Below are 23566 nucleotides of genomic sequence, written 5' to 3' on the forward strand. Positions count from 1 at the left end.
ATCACCCCCTGCCGTACCCATTGCCAAGATCGCAGCACCCACAATACGGAGACAACGCATGAACCGTTACCTGAAGGCCGCAGCCGCCCTGCTGCTGGCCGCCGGCGCCACCGCATCCCAGGCTGCCGACTACCCCACCCGTGCCATCGAATGGGTCGTGCCCTATCCGGCCGGCGGCGGCACCGATATCGTGGCCCGCACCCTGGCCCAGCAGATGAGCCAATCGCTGGGCCAGGCGCTGGTCATTGCCAACAAACCGGGCGCGGCCACCGCGATCGGCGCCGACTATGTGGCGCGCGCGCAGCCCGACGGCTACACCATGCTGTCGGCCGACACCGCGACCCTGGCCGCCAACCCCGCGCTGTATCCGAAACTGTCGTACGACCCCGCCACGGACCTGAAATCAGTAGGCCTGATGGCGCGCTTCGCCATGATCCTGGTGGTGAACCCGTCGGTGCCGGCCAAGACGCTGGACGAGCTGTCGTCCTGGATCAAATCGCAGTCCAACGGGGTCGACTACGCCTCGCCGGGTTCGGGCAGCCCGCACCACCTGGCCACCGAGCTGTTTCGCCTGCGCACCGGCCTGCCCCTGGTGCATGTGCCTTATCGCGGGGCGGCGCCGGCCGTGCAGGATGTGATCGGCGGCCAGGTACCCATGATGTTCATCGATTCGGCCACCGGCCAGCAGTACATCGCGTCGGGCCGTCTGCGCGCCATCGCGGTGGCCAGCGCCAAGCGCCTGGATTCGATGCCCGACACGCCCACGCTGATCGAACTGGGAATGAAGGATTTCGAGGCCTATGCCTGGCAGGGGCTGGCGGTGCCCAAAGGTACGTCCGATGCCATCGTCGAGCGCCTGAATACGGCCTTGCGGGGCGCACTGGATACCCCCGAGGTACGCGAGAAATTCAAGGCCATGGGCCTGGAAGCCATCCCCAGCACGCCCCAGGAAATGACCGCCTATGCCCAGGCCGAGCGCGAGAAATGGGGCAAGGTCATCCGCGACAGCAAAATCACCATCAACTGACCGATGGCGGGCCCTGCCCGCCACCCGGACCATGCCTGCCCAAGCCAACGCCCCCGCTTCCCTGCCCGCCCTCGAACGCTTCCTGACCTACCGGATGCACGTGGTCAACAAGGTGTCCGACCGCGACAGCAACCGCGCGTACCAGGATACTTGCGGCCTGCCGCTGGGCGAGGCGCGCTGCCTGGCGGCCATCGGCCGCTACGCGCCCCTGTCGGTCAACGAGCTGGCCCGGGCCGCCAACCTGAACAAGGGCCAGGCCAGCCGCTCGGCCCAGGCCCTGGTCGAGCGCGGCCTGGTCACCAAACAGGCGTGCGAGAACGATGCGCGCGGCGTGCTGCTGATGCCTACCGGCGAAGGCCAGGCACGCTACGCCCGGATCGTGGCGCTGATCGCTCGCCGCAACGATGAGATTTTCGGTTGCCTGAGCAAGCAAGAACAGGCCCAGTTGGGCGCCATGCTGGACCGCGTCATTGCGCACATGGCCGATGCCGATGCCGAAGGGGCGTGACGGCCGCGCGCCGGTGCGCAGGCCTGCACGCATCGAAACACTCGCATTAAGATAGCGCATGCAACACTAGCGTCAGCCTTTTCCAACCAAATGACGGCAGACATGATGCTCGGCAATGGCAAGGCGGTGGCGGGTACCTGCAAGCTCATCAGGGTGTTGGCCCTTGCTGCCTGCGCACTGGTGCTAACGGGCTGTTCATCGCCCGTGCGGCTGATGCCCACGCCCTTGAAATTCACCACGGGCTACGTCGACCCCTTCGCGCGCGGCGGGCAGAACGGAAAAAGCTCATTCATCTCCCTGTTCTACGCCACCAACCGCGCGGTGCTCCTCGAATCGCGCCAGCCGGTCTACACCATTTTCCCCAGCGACACGCTGCGCCTGGGCACGGCGCTGGTCCGCATCGGCGACGGAACGCTCGACTGGGACCGCATAACGGCCTTGTCCACGTCCGACGTCGAGCGCGGGCGTCCCATACTGAGCCTGGAGCGCCTGGACGAACAGGCCTCGTTCGACATCGGCAACGAGACCGCGCCCAACGCGCAGACACGCGCGTTCCTCGCGGACATCAACCGGGCGCTGGACGCCAGCCCGCAAAAAGACCTGATCGTTTATGTGCATGGCTTCAACAACGCCGTGTGGCGCGGCACGGCGCAGGCGGCACAGTTCCATCACTTTACCGGCCGGCAGGCGGTCGTCCTGGCGTTCTTGTGGCCGTCCGCCGGCAGCCTGCTGTCATACGCGACCGACGTGCGCGTGGCCCGCGCATCGGTGCCGGCGTTTGCCCGGCTGGTGGATATGCTGCTCGCGCATACCGATGCCGAGCACATCAATATCCTGGCGTTCAGCGCGGGCGCGCGGATTGCCAGCGAAGGGCTGGCGGTGCTGTCGCGCCCGCGCCAGGGCGAGTCGCCGGAAGATGTCCGGGCCCGCCTGCGATTGGGCCAGGTCTATTTTGCAGCACCCGATGAAGATGTGGACCGCTTCGTGGCCGACCTGAGCACGTACATCCCATTTACCAGCCGGGTCACCCTGAGCGCCAACATGAATGACAGTGCGCTGCGGCTGGCAGCCCGCCACCAGGGCATCGCACGAGCGGGCCGACCCAACCGCGAGGTGCTGGATTCAGAACAATGGCGCTTCGTGACGGACGCATCGAAGCGCCAGAATTTCGACATCATCAACATCGACTCGCGCAAAATTCCCGGCCTGCATCGCCGCGCGCATGGGTTCTGGTACGGGAATGCCTGGGTCAGCAGCGATGTGCTCATGCAGTTCCTGTGGCACAAGCCTCCGCAAGAACGTGGGCTTGAATCCCATGTGACATCGGGAGGACTGCGCTTCTGGGCGTTTCCGCCCGACTATGAAGCGCGCGTCAGGACGCTGCTGCGGGAACGCTAGCGCGGCGGCAAGGCGCCCGACGGGTCGACCGGCTGGCCGCGATGGCGCAATTCGAAATACAGCCCCGGGCCGCTGCGGTCGGTGCTGCCCATCTCGGCAATCTGCTGGCCCTGCGATACCTTCTGCCCTTCTTTGACCAGCATCTTGCTATTGTGGGCGTAGATGCTGAGGAAGTCGCCGGAATGCTGCACGATCACCAGATTGCCGTAGCCGCGCAGGCGATTGCCGGCATACACCACGCTGCCCGCGGCAGCCGCCCGCACCGGTGTGCCGGCCTTGTTGACCAGGGTGATGCCCTTGGACGAACTGCCGTTATAGCGATGCGTGACGGTGCCGTCGGCCGGCCATACCAGCTTGATGCCGCGCACGGCGGCCGCGGACGCCGCCGGCGACGGGGCCGGCGCGCTGCCGGCAGTGGGCGCGGGTGCCGCGCCGCCTTTGGCATTGACGCGCAGCACTTGCCCCTTGCTGATGCGATTGGGGTTGGACAAGTTGTTCAAGCGCATCAGTTCCGACACGCTGGTGTTGTGCGCGCGCGCGATCTTGCTGAGCGTGTCGCCCGACTGCACGCGGTAATACCCTGGCCCGACCTTGGTCGAGCTGCAGGCTGCCAGCAGCATGAGCAGGCTGGCGCACAGCACGGTGCCGGCGCGGCGCCAGGCAAGCGTGGTTCGGGGGCGGCGGGCGGCCGCGGGCGAAGCAGGTAGGGTCGGAATAACGGGCACTGACAGCGTATCGGTATAAAAGGCTGGAATCGGGAACATCCTCGCCCAGAAGGGTAACAAGAAACGCTGTAACAGGCTTGTGCATTTGAATCAAGCGCTACGGCGCTATACCGACAAATGGCGCCGCACGTCATCGCCGCCCATCTCGGTGCGCGGCCCCTGGGCCACGACCTCGCCGCGCGATAGCACCACGAAATGGTCGGCCAGTTCATGGGCGAAATCGAAATATTGTTCGCACAGCAAAATACCGATGTCGCCGCGCTGGCGCAACAGGCGGATGACGCGGCCGATATCCTTGATGATGGACGGCTGGATACCCTCGGTGGGCTCGTCCAGGATGATCAGCCGCGGCTCGGCCACCAGCGCGCGGGCAATGGCCAGCTGCTGCTGCTGGCCACCCGACAGGTCGCCGCCACGGCGGCCCAGCATGCTTTCGAGTACCGGGAAAAGCTCGAATACCTCTTCCTTGATGCGGCGTGCCCGGGCGCCTGGAAAGCGCGCCATGCCCATGACGATGTTCTCTTCCACGGTCAGCCGGGCGAAGATGTCGCGCCCCTGCGGCACATAGGCCATGCCCAGCGCGGCCCGCCGGTGCGGTGGCAAGCGCGAGATGTCGCGCCCGTCGAAGATGACTTTGCCGCCGGCCGTGGGCAGGACACCCATCAGGCACTTCAGCAAGGTGGTCTTGCCCACGCCGTTGCGGCCCAGCAAGCCCAGGCATTCGCCCTGCCGCAACGATAGCGAGACGCCGCGCAGCGTATGGCTGCCGCCGTAGTATTGATCGATGGCCTGGATTTCCAGCATGTCAGCGCCCCAGATAGACTTCGATGACCCGCGCGTCGGCCTGCACCTGCGCCATGGTCCCTTCGGCCAGTACCGAACCCTCATGCAGCACGGTCACCTTGCCGCCGTCGGCAATGCGCGATACGAAATCCATATCGTGTTCCACCACCATCAGCGAATGGCGGCCGCGCAGCTCGTTCAACAGTTCTCCCGTACGCTCGGTCTCGGCGTCGGTCATGCCGGCCACGGGCTCGTCCAGCAACAGCAGTTGCGGTTCCTGCATCAGCAGCATGCCGATCTCGAGCCACTGCTTCTGCCCGTGCGACAGCAGGCCCGCCACCCGGTGCGCCGCATCGGCCAGGCGTATCAAGGCCAGGGTCTCGGCAATGCGGTCGGCCTGCTCGCCGGTCAGCCGCGCGAACAGCGTGGGGCGCACCCGCTTGTCGGTCTTCATGGCCAGTTCCAGGTTCTCGAACACGGTGTGCTGTTCGAACACCGTGGGCCGCTGGAACTTGCGGCCGATACCGGCGTGGGCAATCTGCGCCTCGTTCAGCGTGGCCAGGTCGATGTTCTGCCCGAAAAACGCGGTGCCTGCGGTGGGGCGCGTCTTGCCGGTGATGACATCCATCATGGTGGTCTTGCCCGCGCCATTGGGGCCGATGATGCAGCGCAGCTCGCCCACGCCTATGTCCAGCGTCAGGTCGTTCAGGGCCTTGAACCCGTCGAAACTGACCGTAATGCCGTCCAGGTACAGAATGGCGCCGTGCGTGGTGTCGACGCCCGCCGGATTGACCCGGCCGTACGAGGCCTGCCCGCTCGGTCCGCCGTTGTCGTCCGGCCCGGCGGCCGCGGGGTTGCGCGATTCAATACTCATGCGGTGTGCTCCTGGCGGCGCGCCATCCAGCGCCGCACCAGACCGACAATGCCCTGCGGCAACAACAAGGTCACCAGCACGAAGATCAGGCCCAGCGCGTACAGCCAGAATTCGGGGAACACACTGGTGAACCAGGTCTTCAGGCCATTGACGGCACCCGCGCCGATGATGGGGCCGATCAAGGTGCCGCGCCCGCCGGTAGCCACCCAGATGACCATTTCAATGGAGTTCTCGGTAGACATCTCGCCGGGGTTGATGATGCCTACCTGCGGCACGTACAGTGCGCCCGCCACGCCGCACATCACGGCCGACAGGGTCCAGACGAACAGCTTGAAACCCAGCGGCTCGTAGCCGATGAAACGCAGCCGGCTTTCGGCATCGCGCACCGCGGTCAGCACGCGGCCCAGCTTGGACTGCGTCACCGCGCGTGCCAGCACCAGGGCACCCAACAGCACCGCCAGCGTCACCCAGTACAGCGCCGCGCGGGTACCGGGCGCCGTGATGTCGAAACCCAGGATGCGCTTGAAATCGGTAAAGCCGTTGTTGCCGCCGAAACCCGTGTCGTTGCGAAAGAACAGCAGCATGGCCGCAAACGTGAGCGCCTGCGTGATGATGGAAAAGTACACGCCCTTGATGCGCGAGCGGAAGGCAAAGTAGCCAAACAGGAAAGCCAACCCCCCGGGCACCAGCACCACCAGCAGCATGGCATACCAGAAGTGGTCGGTGAACGCCCAGTACCAGGGATACGCTTTCCAGTTCAGGAACACCATGAAGTCGGGCACATCGCTCTGGTAGACGCCATCGCGGCCGATGGCGCGCATCAGGTACATGCCGTGCGCGTAGCCGCCCAGCGCGAAGAACAAGCCATGCCCCAGCGACAGGATGCCGGCATAGCCCCACACCAGGTCCAGCGCCAGGGCCGCCAGGGCGTAGCACATGAACTTGCCCAGCAGCGCCACCGCATACGCCGGCACATGCAGGGTGTGGCCCGGTGGAAAGACCAGGTTCAGGCAAGGCAGCAGCGCCAGCAGGGCCGTGGCGATGGCCAGGGCGGCCCAGGCGCGCGGGCTGAACAAAGGGCGGCGCATGGCGGCCGGGTTCAACGTGGCGGCGTTCATTCGGCGCTCCTGCCGCGCGGCGCGAACAGGCCCTGCGGCCGCTTCTGCACGAACAGCACGATCAGCGCCAGGATGGTGATCTTGGCCATGACGGCTCCGGAATAAGGCTCGAGGAACTTGTTGATGGCGCCCAGGCCCAGCGCGGCCACGACGGTGCCGGCCAACTGGCCCACGCCGCCCAGCACCACCACCATGAACGAATCGACGATGTATGCCCGACCCAGGTCGGGCCCCACATTGCCCAGTTGCGACAGCGCCACGCCGGCCAGCCCGGCGATTCCCGAGCCCAACCCGAAAGCCAGCATGTCGACCCGGCCGGTCGGCACGCCCACGCAATCCGCCATGCGGCGGTTCTGGGTAATGGCCCGCACGAACAGGCCCAGGCGGGTATGGTTCAGCAGCAGCCACACGAAGGCCACCACCAGCACCGCGAACACGATGATGGCGATGCGGTTGTACGACAGCACCAGGCTGCCCATGACCGTCAAGCCGCCGCTCATCCAGGACGGATTGCTGACTTCGACGTTCTGCGCACCGAACAGCGTGCGCACCGCCTGCATCAGCATCAGGCTGATGCCCCAGGTGGCCAGCAAGGTCTCCAGCGGCCGGCCGTAAAGCCAACGGATCACCGTGCGTTCCAGCGCCATGCCCACCAGGGCCGTCGCCACGAACGCCACCGGCAGCGCGGCGATCACGTAGGCGTCCATCCATTGGGGAAACCACGACCGGAACAGGGCCTGCACGGCATAGGTGACGTACGCGCCTATCATCAGCAGTTCACCATGCGCCATGTTGATGACGCCCATCAGGCCAAAGGTGATCGCCAGGCCCAGTGCCGCCAGCAACAGCACACTGCCCAGGCTGATGCCGTAGAACAGGTTGCCCACCCATTCCACCATCGACAGGTGGCGCTCGATGCGATGCAAGGCGGTGCCGGCGGCGGCGCGCACCTCGGCATCGGGCTCGGCATGCCGGCCCTGCGCATCTTGCTGCAACAGCGCCGCCAGCATCGGCCGGAATGCCGCGTTGCCGCTGTGGCCCAAGGTTTCGGCGGCCTGGCGCCGCACTGCTGCTGCGTCGCTCTGCAATTGCAGCGTGGCCACGGCGATCTGCAGCGCGGCCCGCACTTGTGCATCGGGCTCGCCGGCCAACGCTTTTTCCAGCATGGGCAGGGCCGCCGGTTCGGTGCCGCGCTGCAGCCTCTGCGCGGCAGCCAGTCGCTGCGCGGGATCGGGCGCATGCAGCCGCGCCGTGGCCAGCGCGGCCGCGATGGCGCGACGCAGGCGGTTGTTCACCGATACCGCGCCGGCCTGCGGCGGCAAGACCCCAGCTTGGCCCGTGGCGGCGTCGACCGTACCGGCGCCCGTGTCCACCCACAGGCTGCCATCCGGTGCCGCATACAGGCGGTCGCTGCCCAGGGCCTCGAGCACCATCACCGCTTGTGGCTCGGGCGCCGCCCCCAGCCCGGCGATGGCGTCCAGCCTGGCGCCGGTATCGTCGCCCGCCAGGGGCGCCAGCAGGGCCGGGGACAGGCCGGTCGCCGCGGCGGCCGGCAGCCAAGCCGCGGCCAGCCAGGCCGACGCCAGGCCCAGCACGAGCCGTGCAAGAAACGCGCTGCGCATCATCGCCTCGTCCCCGTGGGCTTACAGGCCCTGCTTGCTTTCGTTGCCGGGAATGTACGGGCTCCACGGCTCGGCGCGGATCGGCCCCTTGGTCTTCCACACCACGCTGAACTGGCCGTCGGCCTGGATCTCGCCGATGTAGACCGGCTTGTGCAAGTGATGATTGGTCTGGTCCATCTGGATGGTGAATCCATCCGGTGCCGCGTAGGTCTGGCCGCCCATGGCGCCGATGACAGGGTCCACATCGGTCGTGCCCGCCTTTTCGACGGCTTGCTTCCACATGTGAATCCCGACGTAGGTGGCTTCCATCGGGTCGTTGGTGACCGCGGTGGCGGCATTCGGCAGGTTGTGTGCCTTGGCGTAGGCCTTCCATTTCTCGATGAACGCGGCGTTGACCGGATTCTTGATCGACTGGAAGTAGTTCCAGGCGGCCAGGTGCCCCACCAGCGGCTTGGTATCGACGCCGCGCAGTTCTTCTTCGCCCACCGAGAAGGCCACCACCGGCACGTCGGTGGCTTTCAGGCCAGCGTTGCCCAGTTCCTTGTAGAACGGCACGTTGGAATCGCCATTGATCGTCGAGACCACGGCGGTGCGCCCGCCGGTGGCAAAGCGCTTGATGTTGGCGACAATGGTCTGGTAGTCGGAGTGCCCGAACGGCGTGTAGACCTCTTGGATGTCTTCATCCTTCACGCCTTTCGAATGCAGGAAGGCACGCAGGATCTTGTTGGTGGTGCGCGGGTACACGTAGTCGGTGCCCAGCAGCACGAAACGCTTGGCGCCGCCGCCGTCTTCGCTCATCAGGTATTCCACCGCGGGAATGGCCTGCTGGTTGGGCGCCGCGCCCGTATAGAAGACATTCTTCTCCAGCTCTTCGCCTTCGTACTGCACCGGATAGAACAACAGGCCATTCAGCTCTTTGAATACCGGCAGCACCGACTTGCGCGATACCGAAGTCCAGCATCCGAACACCGCCGCCACCTTGTCCTGCGCGAGCAGTTGGCGGGCTTTCTCGGCAAACAACGGCCAGTTCGATGCCGGGTCCACCACCACGGGTTCCAGCTTCTTGCCCAAGACGCCCCCTTGCGCGTTGATCTCTTCGATCGCCATCAAGGCCACGTCCTTGAGCGAGGTTTCGGAAATTGCCATGGTGCCCGACAGCGAATGCAGGATGCCCACCTTGATGGTGTCGGCCGCCAGCACCCCGGGTGCCCAGCCTGCCAGCGCCATCAGGCTGGCGGCGGTCAACTGCTTCAGTACGAGTCTGCGCTTCATCGCTTGGATCCTTTTTCTTGAATGGGCCGGCAGCGCCGGCGTGATCAGCCTGTGCATCGAAAGAAAGCCGCCCGCATCGCGAACGCCACGGCAACGCGTGCATCAGGGTCAAAGCAATTCCTATGCCAACTCGATGCCACTCACCGGCCGACAGCGCGCAAGGCGCCATGGGGCGCGGCTTGCGCGGCAGGCCGGGGGGTGCAGCCAGCGGGCCGGCGCCGCATGCCGACGCGCTGTCGATGTTGGTGCACATGCACGGCATCGGTGCGCTCATGCGCGAAGCCGGTGCGCCCGCATGATCCAAAAGCCGGCACGCAATGCACTCAGCAGCCCGCCCGATAGTCGTTCCATCGGCTGCAAACCCGCATGGCTGCTGGTTTTTCAAAGACCGCCAGGCGAGTTGGCATGTCGATTGCTTTGACTGGATGACTTGTATACAAGCGAGGATTCCAGGCATGAAGGCCCACGACGTCATTAATCAATCGCAAGGCTGGACCCTGGCCGAGTGGCAGGCGGCCTATCGCCAGCACGGCGCACAACCCGCCGACCTGCTGGGCCGGCTGGTCGACAGCCTGGACCCGGCCGACCCCGCCTGGATCTGCCGCGCCGATGCCACCCGGCTGCAGGCGCAACTGGCCGACCTCGCGCAGTTACGGTCGCAGGCAGGCGCAGACCTGACGCGCCTGCCGCTGTACGGCGTGCCCTTCGCCATCAAAGACAATATCGATGCCGCAGGCTGGCCCACCACGGCCGCCTGCCCGGCGTTTTCGTACGTGGCGCAGCAAGACGCCGAGGTCGTGCGGCGCTTGCGCGCCGCCGGCGCCGTCCTGATCGGCAAGACCAACCTGGACCAGTTCGCCACCGGCCTGGTGGGCACGCGGTCGCCGCATGGCGCCGTGCCCAACACCTTCGATCCCGCCTACATCAGCGGCGGCTCGAGCTCGGGTTCGGCCAGCGTCGTGGCACGCGGCCTGGCGGTATTCGCGCTGGGCACGGATACGGCGGGCTCGGGCCGCGTGCCCGCGGGCCTGAACAACATCGTCGGGCTCAAGCCCACCAAGGGCTGGCTGAGCACGCGCGGCGTGGTGCCGGCCTGCCGCACGCAGGATTGCGTGTCGATCTTCGCGCTGACCGTGGATGATGCGGACAGCGTGGCCACGGTGGCCGGCGGCTACGACACGCAAGACCCGTACTCGCGGCCCATGCCGGCCATGCCCGCCCATCTTGCGCGCCAGCCGCGGCTGGCCATTCCGGCGCAGCCCGAGTTCTTCGGCGATGCGCAGGCCCAGGCGGCCTACGATGCATCGCTGCGGGCGCTGCGCGAACTCGGCGCCACGCTGGAGCCCATCGATTTCACGGCCTTTCGAGAACTGGCCGACCTGCTGTACCAGGGCCCGTGGGTGGCCGAGCGCTACGCTGCCGTGCGTGCCCTGCACGAACGCGATCCCGATGCACTGGACCCTGTCGTGCGCGGCATCGTCGAGCAGGCGGCGCGCTACAGCGCGGTGGACACCTTCGAGGCCGAATACCGTCGCGCCGAACTGGCCCGCATCATCCAGCAAACCCTGCAGGGGTTCGATGCGATGGTGGTGCCGACATCGCCGTCCATCTACACCATTGCCCAATTGCGGGCCGACCCGCTGGCGCTGAATACCCGGTTGGGCACCTATACCAACTTCGCCAACCTGGCCGACCTGTCGGCGCTGGCCCTGCCGGGCGGCCTGCGCGCCGATGGCCTGCCGTGCGGCATCACGCTGATCGGACTGGCCTGGCAAGACCGCGCGCTGGCCGAATTCGGGCGCCGCTGGGAAGCCGCGCAGACCACGAAGCTGGGCGCGACCGCGCGGGCCAGGCCCGCCGGCGGCACGCCATCCGCCCCGGCCGGCAACGGCCAGACGGTGCTGGTGGCCGTCGTGGGCGCCCATCTGCGCGGCATGCCGCTGAACCATCAACTGAGCTCGCGCGGCGCCCGCTTCATTGAAGCCACCCACAGCGCCACGGCCTATCGCCTGTATGCGCTGGCCAACAGCACACCGCCCAAGCCCGGCATGGTGCGCGTGGCCGACGGCGCTGCGATCGCGCTTGAGCTGTGGGAACTTTCATCCGCGGCATTCGGCGAGTTCGTGGCCGAGATCCCGGCCCCGCTGGGCATCGGAACCCTGGAACTGGCCGACGGCCGCCGCGTGAAAGGCTTCATCTGCGAACCCTGCGGCATCGCCGGTGCGCGCGACATCACCGAGTTCGGCGGCTGGCGCGCCTATCTGCGCCACCTGCAAGGCACCGAAGCCCACCAAGGGGAAAAACCATAATGTTCCATACCGTACTGATCGCCAATCGCGGCGAGATCGCCGTGCGGACCATCCGCACGCTCAAGCGCCTGGGCATCAAGAGCGTGGCGGTCTATTCCGACGCCGATCGCGATGCCGCTCATGTGCGCCAGGCCGACGTGGCGGTGGCGCTGGGCGGCGACAAGGCCGCTGACAGCTACCTGCGCATCGACCGCATCCTGGAGGCGGCCCAATCCGCTGGCGCCCAGGCCATTTTCCCGGGCTACGGCTTTCTGTCGGAAAGCGCGGAATTCGCCGAGGCCTGCGAAACAGCCGGCATCGCGTTCATCGGCCCCACGCCGCGGCAGTTGCGCGAATTCGGCCTGAAGCATCGCGCACGCGAGCTGGCCGGTGCGGCCGGCGTGCCCATGACGCCCGGCACCGGGCTGCTGGCCGACAGCGCCGATGCCCAGGCGCAGGCCGAGCGCATCGGCTACCCCATCATGCTCAAGAGCACCGCGGGCGGGGGCGGTATCGGGCTGTCGCGCTGCGCCAATGCCGATGAACTGGCGGCCGCCTACGCGGCCGTGCAGCACCAGGGCCAGACCTTCTTCCGCGACAGCGGCGCCTTCCTGGAACGCTATGTCGACCAGGCCCGCCATGTCGAAGTGCAGATCTTCGGCGACGGCAAGGGCACGGTCGTGGCGCTGGGCGAACGCGATTGCTCGGTGCAGCGCCGCAACCAGAAGGTCATCGAAGAGACACCCGCGCCCGGCCTGCCGCCCGCCACGCGGGCAGCCTTGCTGCGCGCCGCCGTGATGCTGGGCGAATCGGTGGCCTATCGTTCGGCCGGCACGGTAGAGTTCATCTACGACGGCGCGCGCGATGCGTTCTACTTTCTTGAGGTCAACACGCGCCTGCAAGTCGAGCACCCGGTCACCGAGGCGGTCACCGGCCTGGACCTGATCGAATGCATGCTGCGCGTGGCCGCCGGCGATGCCCTGGACTGGAACGCCTTGCGACGCCCGCCCACCGGTGCGGCCATCGAGGTGCGCCTGTATGCCGAAGACCCCGCCCGGGGGTTCCAGCCATCGCCCGGCGTGCTGACCAGCGTGCAATTCCCTGACGATGCGCGGGTAGATGGCTGGGTGGACACGGGCACCGAAGTGCCGCCGTTCTACGACCCCATGCTGGCCAAGCTGATCGTGCACGGCACTGACCGCGACGACGCGCTGTACAAGCTGCGCGACGCGCTGGCGCGCACGCAGTTGCATGGCATCGCCACCAATCTGGATTTCCTGCGCCAGGTGGCGGCCGACCCGCGCTTCCAGGCCGGCAAGGTGTCCACGCGCTTCCTGGACGACTTCGATTTCCGGCCGGCCGCGCTGGAAGTGCTGGAAGGCGGCACCTTCACCAGCGTGCAAGACTATCCCGGCCGCGTCGGCTACTGGAACATCGGCGTTCCGCCCTCGGGTCCGATGGATGACTATGCGTTCCGGCTGGCCAATCGCATCGTAGGCAACGCACCCGAGGCCGCCGGCCTGGAATGCACCTTGATCGGCCCGACCCTCAAGTTCCACAGCGACGCCATCGTTGCCCTGACGGGTGCCCACATGCAGGCCCTGCTGGATGGCCAGCCTGTATCCATGTGGCAACCCCTGCAGGTTCGGCGAGGCCAGGTGCTGGCCATCGGACGCGCGCTGGCCGGCTGCCGCAGCTACCTGGCGGTGCGCAACGGCCTGGACGTGCCTTGCTACCTGGGCAGCCGCTCTACGTTCGTGCTGGGCCAGTTCGGCGGCCACGCGGGGCGCTGCCTGCGCGCCGGCGACATGCTGCCCGTGGCGCAGCCCGACTTGCCGGCCAGCCTGACGCCCCGGCCCGAGGCGGCGCCGGCCCCGGCCGCGCCGGCCCTGATACCCGACTATCCCGGCCACTGGCAGATCGGCGTGCTGGTCGGCCCGCATGGCGCGCCCGATTTCTTCACCCCCGAATCCATGGAGCAGTTCTTCGCGGCCGACTGGGAAGTGCACTACAACTCGAACCGCCTGGGCGTGCGCCTGCAGGGGCCCAAGCCCGCCTGGACCCGGCAGGATGGTGGCGAGGCCGGCCTGCATCCGTCCAATATCCATGATTGCGAATACGCTATCGGCAGCATCAACTTCACCGGCGACAGCCCGGTCATCTTGACGCGCGACGGCCCCAGCCTGGGCGGCTTCGTCTGCCCGGTAACGATTGCCAAGGCCGAGTTGTGGAAGGTCGGGCAGGTGCGCCCCGGCGACCGCATCCGCTTCATCCCGCTGGCCATGGCCGACGCCCAGGCCTTGCAGGCCCGCCAGGACACCGCCATTGCCACGCTGCTTGGCGATGCCGCGCATGGCGCGCCGGCGCCCGAACAGTCGCCGGACGCGCTATCGCCCATCGTGGCCCGCCTGCCCGCCACCGAAGCCCGGCCACTGGCCACCTATCGCCAGGCCGGCGACAACTACCTGCTGCTGGAGTACGGCGACAATGTGCTGGACCTGGTGCTGCGCATGCGGGTGCACCTGCTGATGCAGGCCCTGACGGCCGCCCCCATTGCGGGCGTGCTGGAATTTTCACCCGGCGTGCGCTCGCTGCAGATCCAGTACGACAGCCGGATCATTGGCCAGGATGCGCTGGTGGCACGGCTGCTGCACATCGAAGACACCCTGCCCGATGCCGCCACACTGAAGATCCCCACGCGCGTGGTGTACTTGCCCATGGCATTCGAGGACAGCGCCACGCTGGGCGCGGTGCAGCGTTACCAGGAAACCGTGCGCGCCAGTGCGCCATGGCTGCCGAACAATGTGGACTTCATCCAGCGCATCAACGGGCTGGCCTCGCGCGAGGACGTGCAGCGCATCATCTTCGACGCCAGCTACCTGGTGCTGGGACTGGGCGATGTGTACCTGGGGGCCCCCTGCGCCGTGCCCATCGACCCGCGCCACCGCCTGCTGACATCGAAGTACAACCCCGCGCGCACGTTCACCGCCGAAGGCACGGTGGGCATCGGCGGCGTGTACATGTGCATCTATGGCATGGACTCGCCCGGCGGCTACCAACTGGTGGGCCGCACGCTGCCGATCTGGAACAAGTTCCTGAAGAATCCGGTGTTCCAGAACGGCGAACCCTGGTTGCTGCGGTTCTTCGACCAGGTTCGGTTCTATCCGGTGTCCGAAGCCGAATTGGCCGTTCTGCGCGAAGATTTCCGCGCCGGCCGCGCCTCGCTGCGCATTGAGACGGAAGACTTCGATTTTGCCGAGCATAGGCGTTTCCTGGCCGAGCACGCCGACGACATCGATGCCTTCAAGGCCAACCAGCAAGCCGCGTTCGAGGCCGAAGTCGCCCTGTGGCAAGCCGAAGAATCGGCGTCGGTCGAACTGCAGGGGCCGGAAGAAACCGTGCTGGCGCTTTCCGACACCGAACGCGCGGTATGCGCGGACCTGTGCGGCAATGTGTGGAAAATTCCGGTCAGCGTCGGCCAACGCGTCGCGGCGGGCGATACGCTGGTGATTGTGGAAGCCATGAAAATGGAGCTGTCCATCAAGGCCGCCTTCGACGGCACCGTCACTGCCATCCGTTGCGCGCAGGGCAAGCCGGTCAATAGCGGAGACACGCTGCTGGTCATCGATGCCGTAGCGGGTTGCGCGGTAGCCTGACATGCGATTGACGCTGAACGCCCTGCCCGACTTGCCAGTCCAGGCCGGCCCCGGCGTGACGCTGGCCGGACAAGCCTACGAACTGATCAAGCGCGATCTGTTCGAGTTCCGCATGCTGCCGGGTGACGAATTCACCGAAAGCGACCTGGTGGCGCGGCTGGGCGTCAGCCGCACGCCGGTCCGGCAAGCCTTGTACCGGCTGGAGCGCGAAGGCTTCGTGCTGCTGCGCCAACGTAGCGGCTGGCGCGTGCGGCCATTCGATTTCGAGCGTTTCGAGGCCTTGTACGACGTGCGCATCGTGCTGGAGCAGGCTGCGGTCATCCGGCTTTGCGGGCTGCACGATATGGATGCCAGCGGTGAGATGTCGACGCTCAAGCGCATCTGGCTGGTGCCACCCGCCGAACGCCTGCGCGGCGGCAGGCAGGTGGCGGAGCTTGACGAAGCCTTCCATTGCGCCCTGGTGGCGGCCGCCGGCAACCCGGAGATGGCCCAGATCCACCGCGACGTGACCGAGAAGATCCGCATCATCCGGCAAATGGATTTCACCAAGGACTACCGGGTGGACGCGACCTACGTGGAACATGGCGCCATCCTGCGGGCCATCCTGGCGCGGCGGGCCGACGAAGCGGCACGCATGCTGAAGTCGCATATCGAGATCAGTAAATCCGAGGTGCGGAAGATCACCTTGCATCGGATGGAGATGGCGCGGCGGGAGGGATTGCGCTGAAGGGGGGTGTATTTCTTTATTGTTTTGGGTTGGTGAGGGTTCTTTTGGCGTCGGGGTGGACCTCGTCGTCAGGAGAGGAAGCAAAGTAAGGGCCGCGCCTGAAGGCTGCCGCGCGCAGCCTTCAGGCTCATCGGCTGGTGAAGTGCGACGGGGCCTGAGCCCCATTTCCCAATCTCACGCCCGTTCCACACCCGAATGCGTTTCCAGGCCGCGCAGGGCGGACTGGAAACGCGGCACCGCACATTTTTCCTTCTCCAGATGGCGCGGCCCACGAAGGCAAGAACCCCATTCGCCCCAGCGAGTCAACGCGCATAAGCCATGAAGAGTCGCGGCGCAGGCCACGGCCCCTGCACCGCGACGGCTCAAGAACCCAATCCCCTTGACACAACCACCCGCCCAGCAATAATATGATGATCATCATATTTTCACCCCCTTGCCGTGGCGACCTCCCCCACCCGTAAGCAAGTCACTCACGATCGTATCCTGCAAACCGCGGCGCGGGCGATCCGGCGTGGCGGTTATGGGGGCGTGGGCGTGGCTGACATCATGAAAGAGGCCGGCCTGACGCATGGCGGCTTCTATGCGCATTTTCCGTCGCGCGATGCCATGTTGGCTGCCGCCATCGAACGCGCCGGCCAGGAAAACGCCGAACGCCTGTCGCGGCACAACGCCGAACAGGCGCGCCTGGGTGTCCATCCCCTGCGCACCTTGGTCGAATCGTATCTGTCCGAAGCGCATCTTGCCACGCCCGAACGCGGCTGCCCCGTGGCCGCCCTGCTTTCCGAAATGCCCCGCCAGGCGGTTCCGGTACGCGATGCCTCGCGTGTGCGCGTGCGCGCATTGATGCAGCGCGTGCACCAAGCCATGCCCGATGCCACTGTAGAGCAAGCCCGTGCCGTTGCCGCCACGCTGGTCGGCGCACTGCAAATGGCGCGCGCCCTGGGCGGCGCCGAAGGCAAGGCCGTGCTGGCGGCCTGCCGCCAGACCCTGCTCGATCAATACACGCTTTCCCCGCAACGTCGCAGCACCTGAACCCCCGCGTCCAGGCCGCCGCATTTTCGCTTACCCAATAATATGATGACCATCATATGAATTCGACTGCTACCGCTTCCCCCCTTGTCGCCACTGCGCGGCCCGACACCAGCCCCTGGCCGATCTTCTTCATCGCCAGTGTCGCGGTGTTCCTGGTGTCTCTGGACAGCACCATGCTGTTTGCCGCCTTCAATGCATTGCGCACCGGCTTTCCCGGCGCCTCGGCGGCCGACTTGTCGTGGGTGCTGAATGCCTACACCGTGGTCTACGCCACCATGCTGATCCCGTCGGGCGGGCTGGCCGATCGGCATGGCCGCAAGCGCGTATTCATGATCGGGGTCGCCATCTTCCTGGCGGCTTCCGCGGCCTGCGGCCTGGCCGGCAATGTGCAATGGCTGATCTTCGCGCGCGTGGTGCAGGCAGTCGGTGCGGCGTTGCTGACGCCGGCTTCGTTGTCGCTGGTGCTGGATGCGTTTCCGCAAGCACGGCGTTCTGTGGTCGTCAGCATGTGGGGGGCCGTCAGTGCGCTGGCCGCGGCCATCGGCCCGAGCCTGGGCTCGCTGGTGGCAGACAGCGCCGGCTGGCAATGGGCGTTCTACCTGAACCTGCCGCTGGGCGCTGTTTCGCTGTGGTGCGGCGCGTCGCGGCTGCGCGAGTCGTCGCGCCCCGACACCAAGCGGCCGCTGGACGTGGTGGGCATGGTGCTGCTGGTGCTGGGCGTGGGCGCCATCGCCCTGGCCATCGTCCAGGCCGACTCGCCCGCCTGGCAGCGCAGCGACCTGCTGGTGGCACTGGCCACGGGCATCGTGGCCTTGCTTGCCTTCGTCGCCTGGGCCCGCGCCACGCCCACGCCGCTGCTGGACCTGACCCTGTTCCAGCACCGCAGCTACCGGTACGTCAACCTGGCCACGCTGGCCTTCGGCATGGCGTTCGCGATGATGTTCTTCGCGTTCTTCTTCTACATGATGGGCATCTGGCACTACAGCATGCCGCTTGCCGGGCTGGCCATCACGCCCGGGCCGCTGCTGGTGATACCCGCCGCCATTGTCACGGGCCGCCTGGCGGCGCGCCATGGGCATCGGCCATTCCTGGTCGGCGGTTCGCTGGTGTACGCCTGCGCGGGCCTGTGGTTCTTGCTGGTGCCCGGCCACGAACCTGCCTATCTACGCCATTGGCTGCCCGGCCTGCTGCTTAGCGGCCTGGGCGTGGGCATGGTGCTGCCCGCGCTGTCGGCCGCCGCGGTCAGCCGGCTGCCGGCGCGGCACTACGCGGTGGGCAGCGCGGTGAACCAGGCCACGCGCCAGATCGGGTCGGTCATGGGCGTGGCGGTGACGGTGTTGTGGCTGGGCGCGGCCACGCTGCAGCGCGCCGACTTCACGCCGGTGTACGGCTTGCATGTGGCACTGGCCCTGCTCACGGGGTTGCTTTGCCTGGCGGTGGATACGCGGCCGCAATCCTTGGCGGCCAGTGGCCAGGCGAGCAAATAAAACGGCGTTGCGCAGGCCACCTATGGCAAAATTTCCCAGCCCTTTCCTTACGCCGCCAACGTCATGCCCATCCCCCGCGCCGCCTTCCCTTACGACTATGCCCGGGTCGAGCATGTGGTGGCCGAGCACGTCCCCCAGTGGCGGGGCATGGGCTTCGATGCGGTCGTGGCGATTGCGCGCGGCGGGCTGCCCGCGGCCCTGATCGCCTGCACGGCACTCGACCTGCCCTTGCACGCGCTGTCGTACGACCGCGGCACGCGGCAGGTATCGTGGTTCACCGCGCAGGTGCCGCCGGCCGGCGCGCACATACTGCTGGTAGAAGACATCGCCGGGCGCGGCACCACCTTGTCGGACAGCATCGCCTTCCTGGCCGCATCGGGCTACGCATTCAAGGTTTTCACACTGGCCTACGATGCCGAATCGCGGGTGCGGCCCGACTTCGGCGTCGAGATGCCGCCGGGCTTTCGCGCCTGGTTTCCCTGGGAGCGCGAGTCAGTCACGCCAGCCTACGACGCCACCAACAACCAGCCCCGCCTGCCCACCGACGCCTACGCGTCGTGGGCTATCGACCTGGATGGCATCCTGCTGCCCGACCTGGCGCCCCATTTGTACGACACCGACCTGGCCGCGACCCTGGCGCAGCGCGACCTGCTGCTGCCCAGCGAGCTTCTGCCAGCCCGTGACCTGAGACAGCTCACCATCATCACGGGCCGTCCCGAACAAGACCGCGCCCGCACGCAAGACTGGCTGCACCGCCATGGCTTCCATGGCGAGCTGATCATGCGCGACGCCACCCGCCACAGCGCCCTGCAAACAGCCGAACACAAGGCACAGGCCATCGTGGCCGGTTGCTACACGCATTTCATCGAAAGCGACATGGCCCAGGCGCTGGAGATCGCCCGCCGCGTCCAGGTGGCACGCGTGTACTGGTGGAATGGCCAGGTGGCCCTGTCGATCTACGCCAGCCAGGCCGCCGAGCTGGGGTGATGCGCACGCTGCTATAGCGCCAGCGTGCCTTGGGCGGCCCCCAGCGGAAACCGCCGCGTGTATAGCCGCACCACCAGCCCCTGCCCCTGCAAGGCCTGCACCATGTCGCCACGCAAGGCCAGCCCGCCCTGCGCACGCGCGGCGCCGCGCAGCAAGTGCGCGATCACCGGGCCGCGCGCCGCATCGGCGGGCGCGGGGGCGTGCAGTGCCAGGGCGACCACGGCGTCGTCCGGCGCCACTTCGGCCTGCGCATCGTAGCGCAGCACGGCGCCAGGCAGATCGACCTCATACCGTACCCGCGCGCCGCCCTGCCCCGCGGTTTGCAGCCGCAGCGTGCCGCGCCGCGGGCAGGGCGACCGGCCCTGCCGCAATGGCGGCGTGGTGAACGGCGCGCGGCGCGGCTGCATGGCCTGCTCCCAATGCCAGGCGCAGTCCAGCAAATGTTGCTCGGTGTAGTCGCGGCCCAGCAGTTCCAGGCCTACCGGCAGGCCATCGCGCGTGAATCCCGCCGGCAAACTCAGCGCTGGCATGCCCGTGGCCGCGGCAAGCTGGCTGTTGGCCCCGGCCTGTGGCTGCCCGGCCATCGCGGGACGGCGCCGCAGCACCGGGTAGGCCAACATGTCGGCATCGTGCCGCTTCATGCCGGCCAGCACGGCGCGTCTCAGGCCGCGTCGCGCCCGCAGCGCGGCCTGATGGCACGACCCATCCGGATCGCGCAGGCCGTCGCGCTGGCGCAGCACGGCGTCCAGTTGTTCGTGATGCAGCCCCTGGGCCAGGATATCCGCCAGCCCGCCAACCGGCGCATGGCCCTGTGCCGCCAGATAATCGGCCAGGGCCTGCCGGAACTCGAACGGCGTCAGGCTGCTGCCGGCCAGCAAAGATTCAAGCCGAGGGATGGCCACATCGACCAGGTGCGCGCCCAGGCTTTCCATGGCCGCCAGCGCCGCATGCGCCACCGCCGAGACATCGGCCTCATCGGGCAGCGTGCCGAACAGGCTGCGAACCACACCGATGCGCAGGCCCGCCAGCGCACCTGGCCGCAAGGCGTCCCGATACGACGGCGGCACATGCCGCGATGCGCGTGCGGTCGTGGGGTCGCCCGCATCGGTGCCCACGATCACATCCAGGACCAGCGCCAGGTCGGCCACCGAACGCGCCAAGGGCCCGGCGGTGTCCTGGGTGGCCGACAGCGGCACGATGCCGGCGCGGCTGGCCAGGCCGCGCGTCAGCCGCAGGCCCACCAGGTTGTTGACCGCGGCTGGCACCCGTATCGAACCGCTGGTGTCGCTGCCCAGGCCGGCCGCCGCGAAGCTGGCCGCCACCGCCGCCGCGGTGCCGCCACTGGAACCGCCCGGCACCCGCTCGGGCGCATAGGGATTACGGGTCTGACCGGTCAGCGAGGAAATATTGGTAATGCCGCAAGCCAGCTCATGCAGCGTGGTCTTGCCCAGGATGATCGCGCCGGCCTCGCGCAGGCGGCGAACCGCGCTGGCATCGCGATCCGGCCGCCAGTCGGCCAGGGCCAGCGTGCCGGCCGTGGTCGGCAGGCCCGCCACGTCGTAGTTGTCTTTCACCAGCAAGGGAATGCCATGCAACGGCCCGCGCACCTGGCCCCGGGCCCGCTCGTCGTCCCGCATCCGGGCCTGCGCCAGCGCATCGGGGTGCAGCGCGGCGATGGCATTCAGGCCCGGGCCCTGGCGGTCATACGCGGCGATGCGGCGCAGGTAGGCCAGCACCAGCGCCTGCGACGTCAAGATCCCTTGCGCCATCCATGCCTGCAAGGCGGCGATGTCCGACTCGACCGCTGCCAGGTCGGCATCGGGCAGGCCGGCGGATGCGGCGGCGTCATCATGCATGCCCGGCCCGCAAGCGTCAGGCGGACGCGATGCGCCGATATACATGGTTCGCCAGCGCCACGTCTTCCAGGCCGATGCCTACCGACTTGTACACCAGCAGATCGCCGGCGCCCGGGGGGGCGATCTGCTCATCGGAAATAAACAACATGGCACACTCCTGCAGGCATTGGCCGGTCAGCGGAAATGGCACGCCACCCACTGCACGGGTTGGTCCGCGCCGGCCGGGCGTGGGGTCAGGGCGGGCTGCTGCTCGCGGCACACCGGCTGCGCCAGCGGGCAGCGCGTATGGAACCGGCAGCCCGACGGCGGATTGGCCGGGCTGGGCGGGTCGCCAGGCAACAGGCGCCGCTGCGCCGGCTTGTGCGGATCGGGCACCGGCACCGCCGACAACAGGATTTCCGTGTATGGATGCAGCGGCCGCGAGAACAGCGTATCGCGATCGGCCACCTCGACGATGCGCCCCAGGTACATGACGGCCACCCGATGGCTGATGTGGCGCACCACCGCCAGGTCATGCGCCACGAACAGGTAAGCAATACCGAACTCGCGCTGCAGATCCATCAGCAGGTTGATCACTTGCGCCTGCACCGATACATCCAGCGCCGACACAGGCTCATCGCACACGATCAGCTTGGGCTGCAGCGCCAGGGCGCGTGCAATGCCCAGGCGCTGGCGCTGTCCGCCGGAAAACTCATGCGGGAACTTGACCATGGCCTCGGGGCGCAACCCCACCTTGGCGAACAGCCAGGCCAGTTGCTCCTGGCGCGTGCGCGCGCCTTGCAGGCCTGGAAAATTGCGCATCGGCTCGGCCACGATCTGCCCCGCCGACATGCGCGGGTTCAGCGACGCATACGGGTCCTGGAAAATGATCTGCATGTCGCGGCGGCGCTGGCGCAACTGTTCGGACGACAGCGTCAGGATCTCTTCGCCATCCAGCTTGACCGATCCGCTGGTGGGCTGGATCAGGCGCAGCACCGACTTGCCGGTGGTGGTCTTGCCGCAGCCGGACTCGCCCACCAGCGCCAGGGTCTCGCCGCGCCCCACCGAGAACGACACGCCGTCGACGGCCTGGATGACACGCTCGCGCCGGCGCAGCAGGCTGCGCCTTGCCGCGAAGTGCATCTTCAGGTCGCGTACCTCGAGCAAGGGCGCGGCGGCGGGAACAGGTGCGTTCATACGGCGGCTCCTTGCAGTCCGGCCGCCACGCGGGCGGCCTCGAAACAGGCCACGACGTGATCGTCGCCATGCGCGTCCAGGCCAGGAATTTCCTGCCGGCAACGCTCGGTGGCATAGGCGCAGCGCGGGGCGAAGCTGCAGCCGTGGCCCAGCTCGCTGGACGCAGGCACCATGCCGGGAATCTCGGCCAGGCGCTCGGCCGAGGTATTCATCGACGGCATCGAGGCCATCAGCGCGCGGGTGTACGGATGCAGCGGATGATCGAACAGTTCGGCCACCGGTGCCTCTTCGACTTTGCGGCCGGCGTACATCACCACCACGCGGTCGCAGCATTCGGCCACCACCCCCAAGTCATGCGTGATCATCACGATGCCCATGCCCAGTTGCCGCTGCAGCGTGCGCAACAGGTCGATGATCTGCGCCTGGATCGTGACATCGAGCGCGGTGGTGGGCTCGTCGGCAATCAATACTTCCGGGTTGCAGGCCAGCGCCAGGGCGATCATCACGCGCTGGCGCATGCCGCCCGACAACTGGTGCGGATACTCGTGCACGCGGCGCTGGGGTTCGGCGATCTGCACCAGGCGCAGCATTTCCTCGGCGCGCCGGTAGGCATCGCGCCGGCTGGCGCCCTGGTGCACCATCACCGTCTCGGCGATCTGCCGGCCCACGGTCAGCACCGGGTTCAGCGATGTCATGGGTTCCTGGAAGATCATCGAGATGCGGTTGCCGCGGATCTGCCGCATCCGCTTCTCGGTCAGGTCCAGCAGATTGGTGCCGCGATAGCGCACCTGGCCGCCGGCATAGCGGCCGGGCGGCGTGGGCACCAGGCGCAGGATCGACAATGCGGTGACGCTCTTGCCGCAGCCGGATTCGCCGACCACGCCCAATGTGTGCCCGGCATCCACCCGGTACGACACGCCGTCCACCGAGCGCACCGTGCCCGTCACGGTATCGAAATAGGTCGACAGGTTGTCGACCTCCAGCAAGGGGGGGCCGGCCTCGAGGGGCGACGCAGGGGATACAGCCATTG

General features: G+C 67.4%; 20 protein-coding genes. 10 read left to right on the top strand and 10 right to left on the bottom strand.

Features of this window, described 5'->3' with window-relative positions:
* Window positions 1-58: 58 nt before the first annotated feature.
* From KW845_RS17265 to KW845_RS17275, 3 genes are all read left to right on the top strand, one after another.
* Window positions 59-1027, top strand: a complete 969-nt coding sequence (locus KW845_RS17265) for a tripartite tricarboxylate transporter substrate binding protein (RefSeq protein WP_218370567.1) — start codon at window positions 59-61, stop codon at window positions 1025-1027.
* Window positions 1028-1058: 31 nt separating this feature from the next.
* The gene (locus tag KW845_RS17270; protein ID WP_218370568.1) at window positions 1059-1535 is read left to right on the top strand and encodes a MarR family winged helix-turn-helix transcriptional regulator; all 477 of its coding nucleotides are present in this window, start codon (window positions 1059-1061) and stop codon (window positions 1533-1535) included.
* Between the two features lie 102 nt (window positions 1536-1637).
* Window positions 1638-2933: an alpha/beta hydrolase gene (locus KW845_RS17275; RefSeq protein WP_218370569.1), complete on the top strand. Its 1296-nt coding sequence runs from the start codon at window positions 1638-1640 to the stop codon at window positions 2931-2933.
* On the opposite strand, the gene KW845_RS17280 is transcribed toward KW845_RS17275, so the two are convergent.
* From KW845_RS17280 to urtA, 6 genes are all read right to left on the bottom strand, one after another.
* Window positions 2930-3697, bottom strand: coding sequence for a LysM peptidoglycan-binding domain-containing M23 family metallopeptidase (locus KW845_RS17280; RefSeq protein ID WP_218370570.1), 768 nt, complete (start codon window positions 3695-3697; stop codon window positions 2930-2932). The genes KW845_RS17275 and KW845_RS17280 overlap by 4 nt on opposite strands.
* A gap of 66 nt (window positions 3698-3763) precedes the next feature.
* On the bottom strand, window positions 3764-4462 hold the full coding sequence (urtE, locus tag KW845_RS17285; RefSeq protein ID WP_218370571.1) for an urea ABC transporter ATP-binding subunit UrtE: 699 nt from the start codon (window positions 4460-4462) through the stop codon (window positions 3764-3766).
* A gap of 1 nt (window position 4463) precedes the next feature.
* A complete protein-coding gene (gene urtD / locus KW845_RS17290; RefSeq protein ID WP_218370572.1) occupies window positions 4464-5315 on the bottom strand; it encodes an urea ABC transporter ATP-binding protein UrtD in 852 nt (283 codons plus the stop codon).
* Window positions 5312-6403, bottom strand: coding sequence for an urea ABC transporter permease subunit UrtC (gene urtC, locus KW845_RS17295; protein ID WP_370628269.1), 1092 nt, complete (start codon window positions 6401-6403; stop codon window positions 5312-5314). The genes urtD and urtC overlap by 4 nt, the downstream gene beginning before the upstream one ends.
* 26 nt (window positions 6404-6429) lie before the next feature.
* Entirely contained in the window at window positions 6430-8055 is a 1626-nt protein-coding gene (gene urtB, locus KW845_RS17300) for an urea ABC transporter permease subunit UrtB (protein WP_218371411.1), read from the bottom strand.
* Between the two features lie 21 nt (window positions 8056-8076).
* The gene (gene urtA, locus KW845_RS17305) at window positions 8077-9327 is read right to left on the bottom strand and encodes an urea ABC transporter substrate-binding protein (protein ID WP_218370574.1); all 1251 of its coding nucleotides are present in this window, start codon (window positions 9325-9327) and stop codon (window positions 8077-8079) included.
* Window positions 9328-9449: 122 nt separating this feature from the next.
* Here urtA and KW845_RS17310 point away from each other — a divergent pair, with 122 nt between their 5' ends.
* The 7 genes from KW845_RS17310 (at window position 9450) to KW845_RS17340 (ending at window position 19504) form a co-directional block, all read left to right on the top strand.
* On the top strand, window positions 9450-9626 hold the full coding sequence (locus tag KW845_RS17310; RefSeq protein ID WP_218370575.1) for a hypothetical protein: 177 nt from the start codon (window positions 9450-9452) through the stop codon (window positions 9624-9626).
* A 156-nt stretch (window positions 9627-9782) separates the two neighbouring features.
* A complete protein-coding gene (gene atzF, locus KW845_RS17315) occupies window positions 9783-11636 on the top strand; it encodes an allophanate hydrolase (RefSeq protein ID WP_218370576.1) in 1854 nt (617 codons plus the stop codon).
* On the top strand, window positions 11636-15271 hold the full coding sequence (gene uca / locus KW845_RS17320) for an urea carboxylase (RefSeq protein ID WP_218370577.1): 3636 nt from the start codon (window positions 11636-11638) through the stop codon (window positions 15269-15271). Before atzF ends, uca begins: the two co-directional genes overlap by 1 nt.
* A gap of 1 nt (window position 15272) precedes the next feature.
* Window positions 15273-15998 carry a GntR family transcriptional regulator gene (locus KW845_RS17325; protein ID WP_218370578.1) on the top strand — a complete coding sequence of 242 codons (726 nt, stop codon included), beginning with the start codon at window positions 15273-15275 and terminating at the stop codon, window positions 15996-15998.
* Between the two features lie 438 nt (window positions 15999-16436).
* A complete protein-coding gene (locus KW845_RS17330) occupies window positions 16437-17030 on the top strand; it encodes a TetR/AcrR family transcriptional regulator (protein WP_218370579.1) in 594 nt (197 codons plus the stop codon).
* A gap of 56 nt (window positions 17031-17086) precedes the next feature.
* Window positions 17087-18517, top strand: coding sequence for a DHA2 family efflux MFS transporter permease subunit (locus tag KW845_RS17335; RefSeq protein ID WP_218370580.1), 1431 nt, complete (start codon window positions 17087-17089; stop codon window positions 18515-18517).
* 63 nt (window positions 18518-18580) lie between these two features.
* Complete coding sequence (locus tag KW845_RS17340; RefSeq protein ID WP_218370581.1) at window positions 18581-19504, top strand: phosphoribosyltransferase family protein; 924 nt, start codon at window positions 18581-18583, stop codon at window positions 19502-19504.
* Window positions 19505-19515: 11 nt separating this feature from the next.
* On the opposite strand, the gene KW845_RS17345 is transcribed toward KW845_RS17340, so the two are convergent.
* From KW845_RS17345 to KW845_RS17355, 4 genes are read right to left on the bottom strand one after another with little or no spacing between them, the layout of a single operon-like run.
* Window positions 19516-21360, bottom strand: a complete 1845-nt coding sequence (locus KW845_RS17345; protein WP_218370582.1) for an amidase — start codon at window positions 21358-21360, stop codon at window positions 19516-19518.
* 16 nt (window positions 21361-21376) lie between these two features.
* Window positions 21377-21508, bottom strand: a complete 132-nt coding sequence (locus tag KW845_RS29510) for a hypothetical protein (RefSeq protein ID WP_255592723.1) — start codon at window positions 21506-21508, stop codon at window positions 21377-21379.
* Between the two features lie 26 nt (window positions 21509-21534).
* Window positions 21535-22536, bottom strand: a complete 1002-nt coding sequence (locus KW845_RS17350; protein WP_218370583.1) for an ABC transporter ATP-binding protein — start codon at window positions 22534-22536, stop codon at window positions 21535-21537.
* Window positions 22533-23564, bottom strand: coding sequence for an ABC transporter ATP-binding protein (locus KW845_RS17355; protein ID WP_218370584.1), 1032 nt, complete (start codon window positions 23562-23564; stop codon window positions 22533-22535). The genes KW845_RS17350 and KW845_RS17355 overlap by 4 nt, the downstream gene beginning before the upstream one ends.
* Window positions 23565-23566 lie beyond the last annotated feature (2 nt).

The organism is Bordetella sp. BOR01, from assembly GCF_019218885.1.
Lineage (GTDB): Bacteria > Pseudomonadota > Gammaproteobacteria > Burkholderiales > Burkholderiaceae_B > Bordetella_A.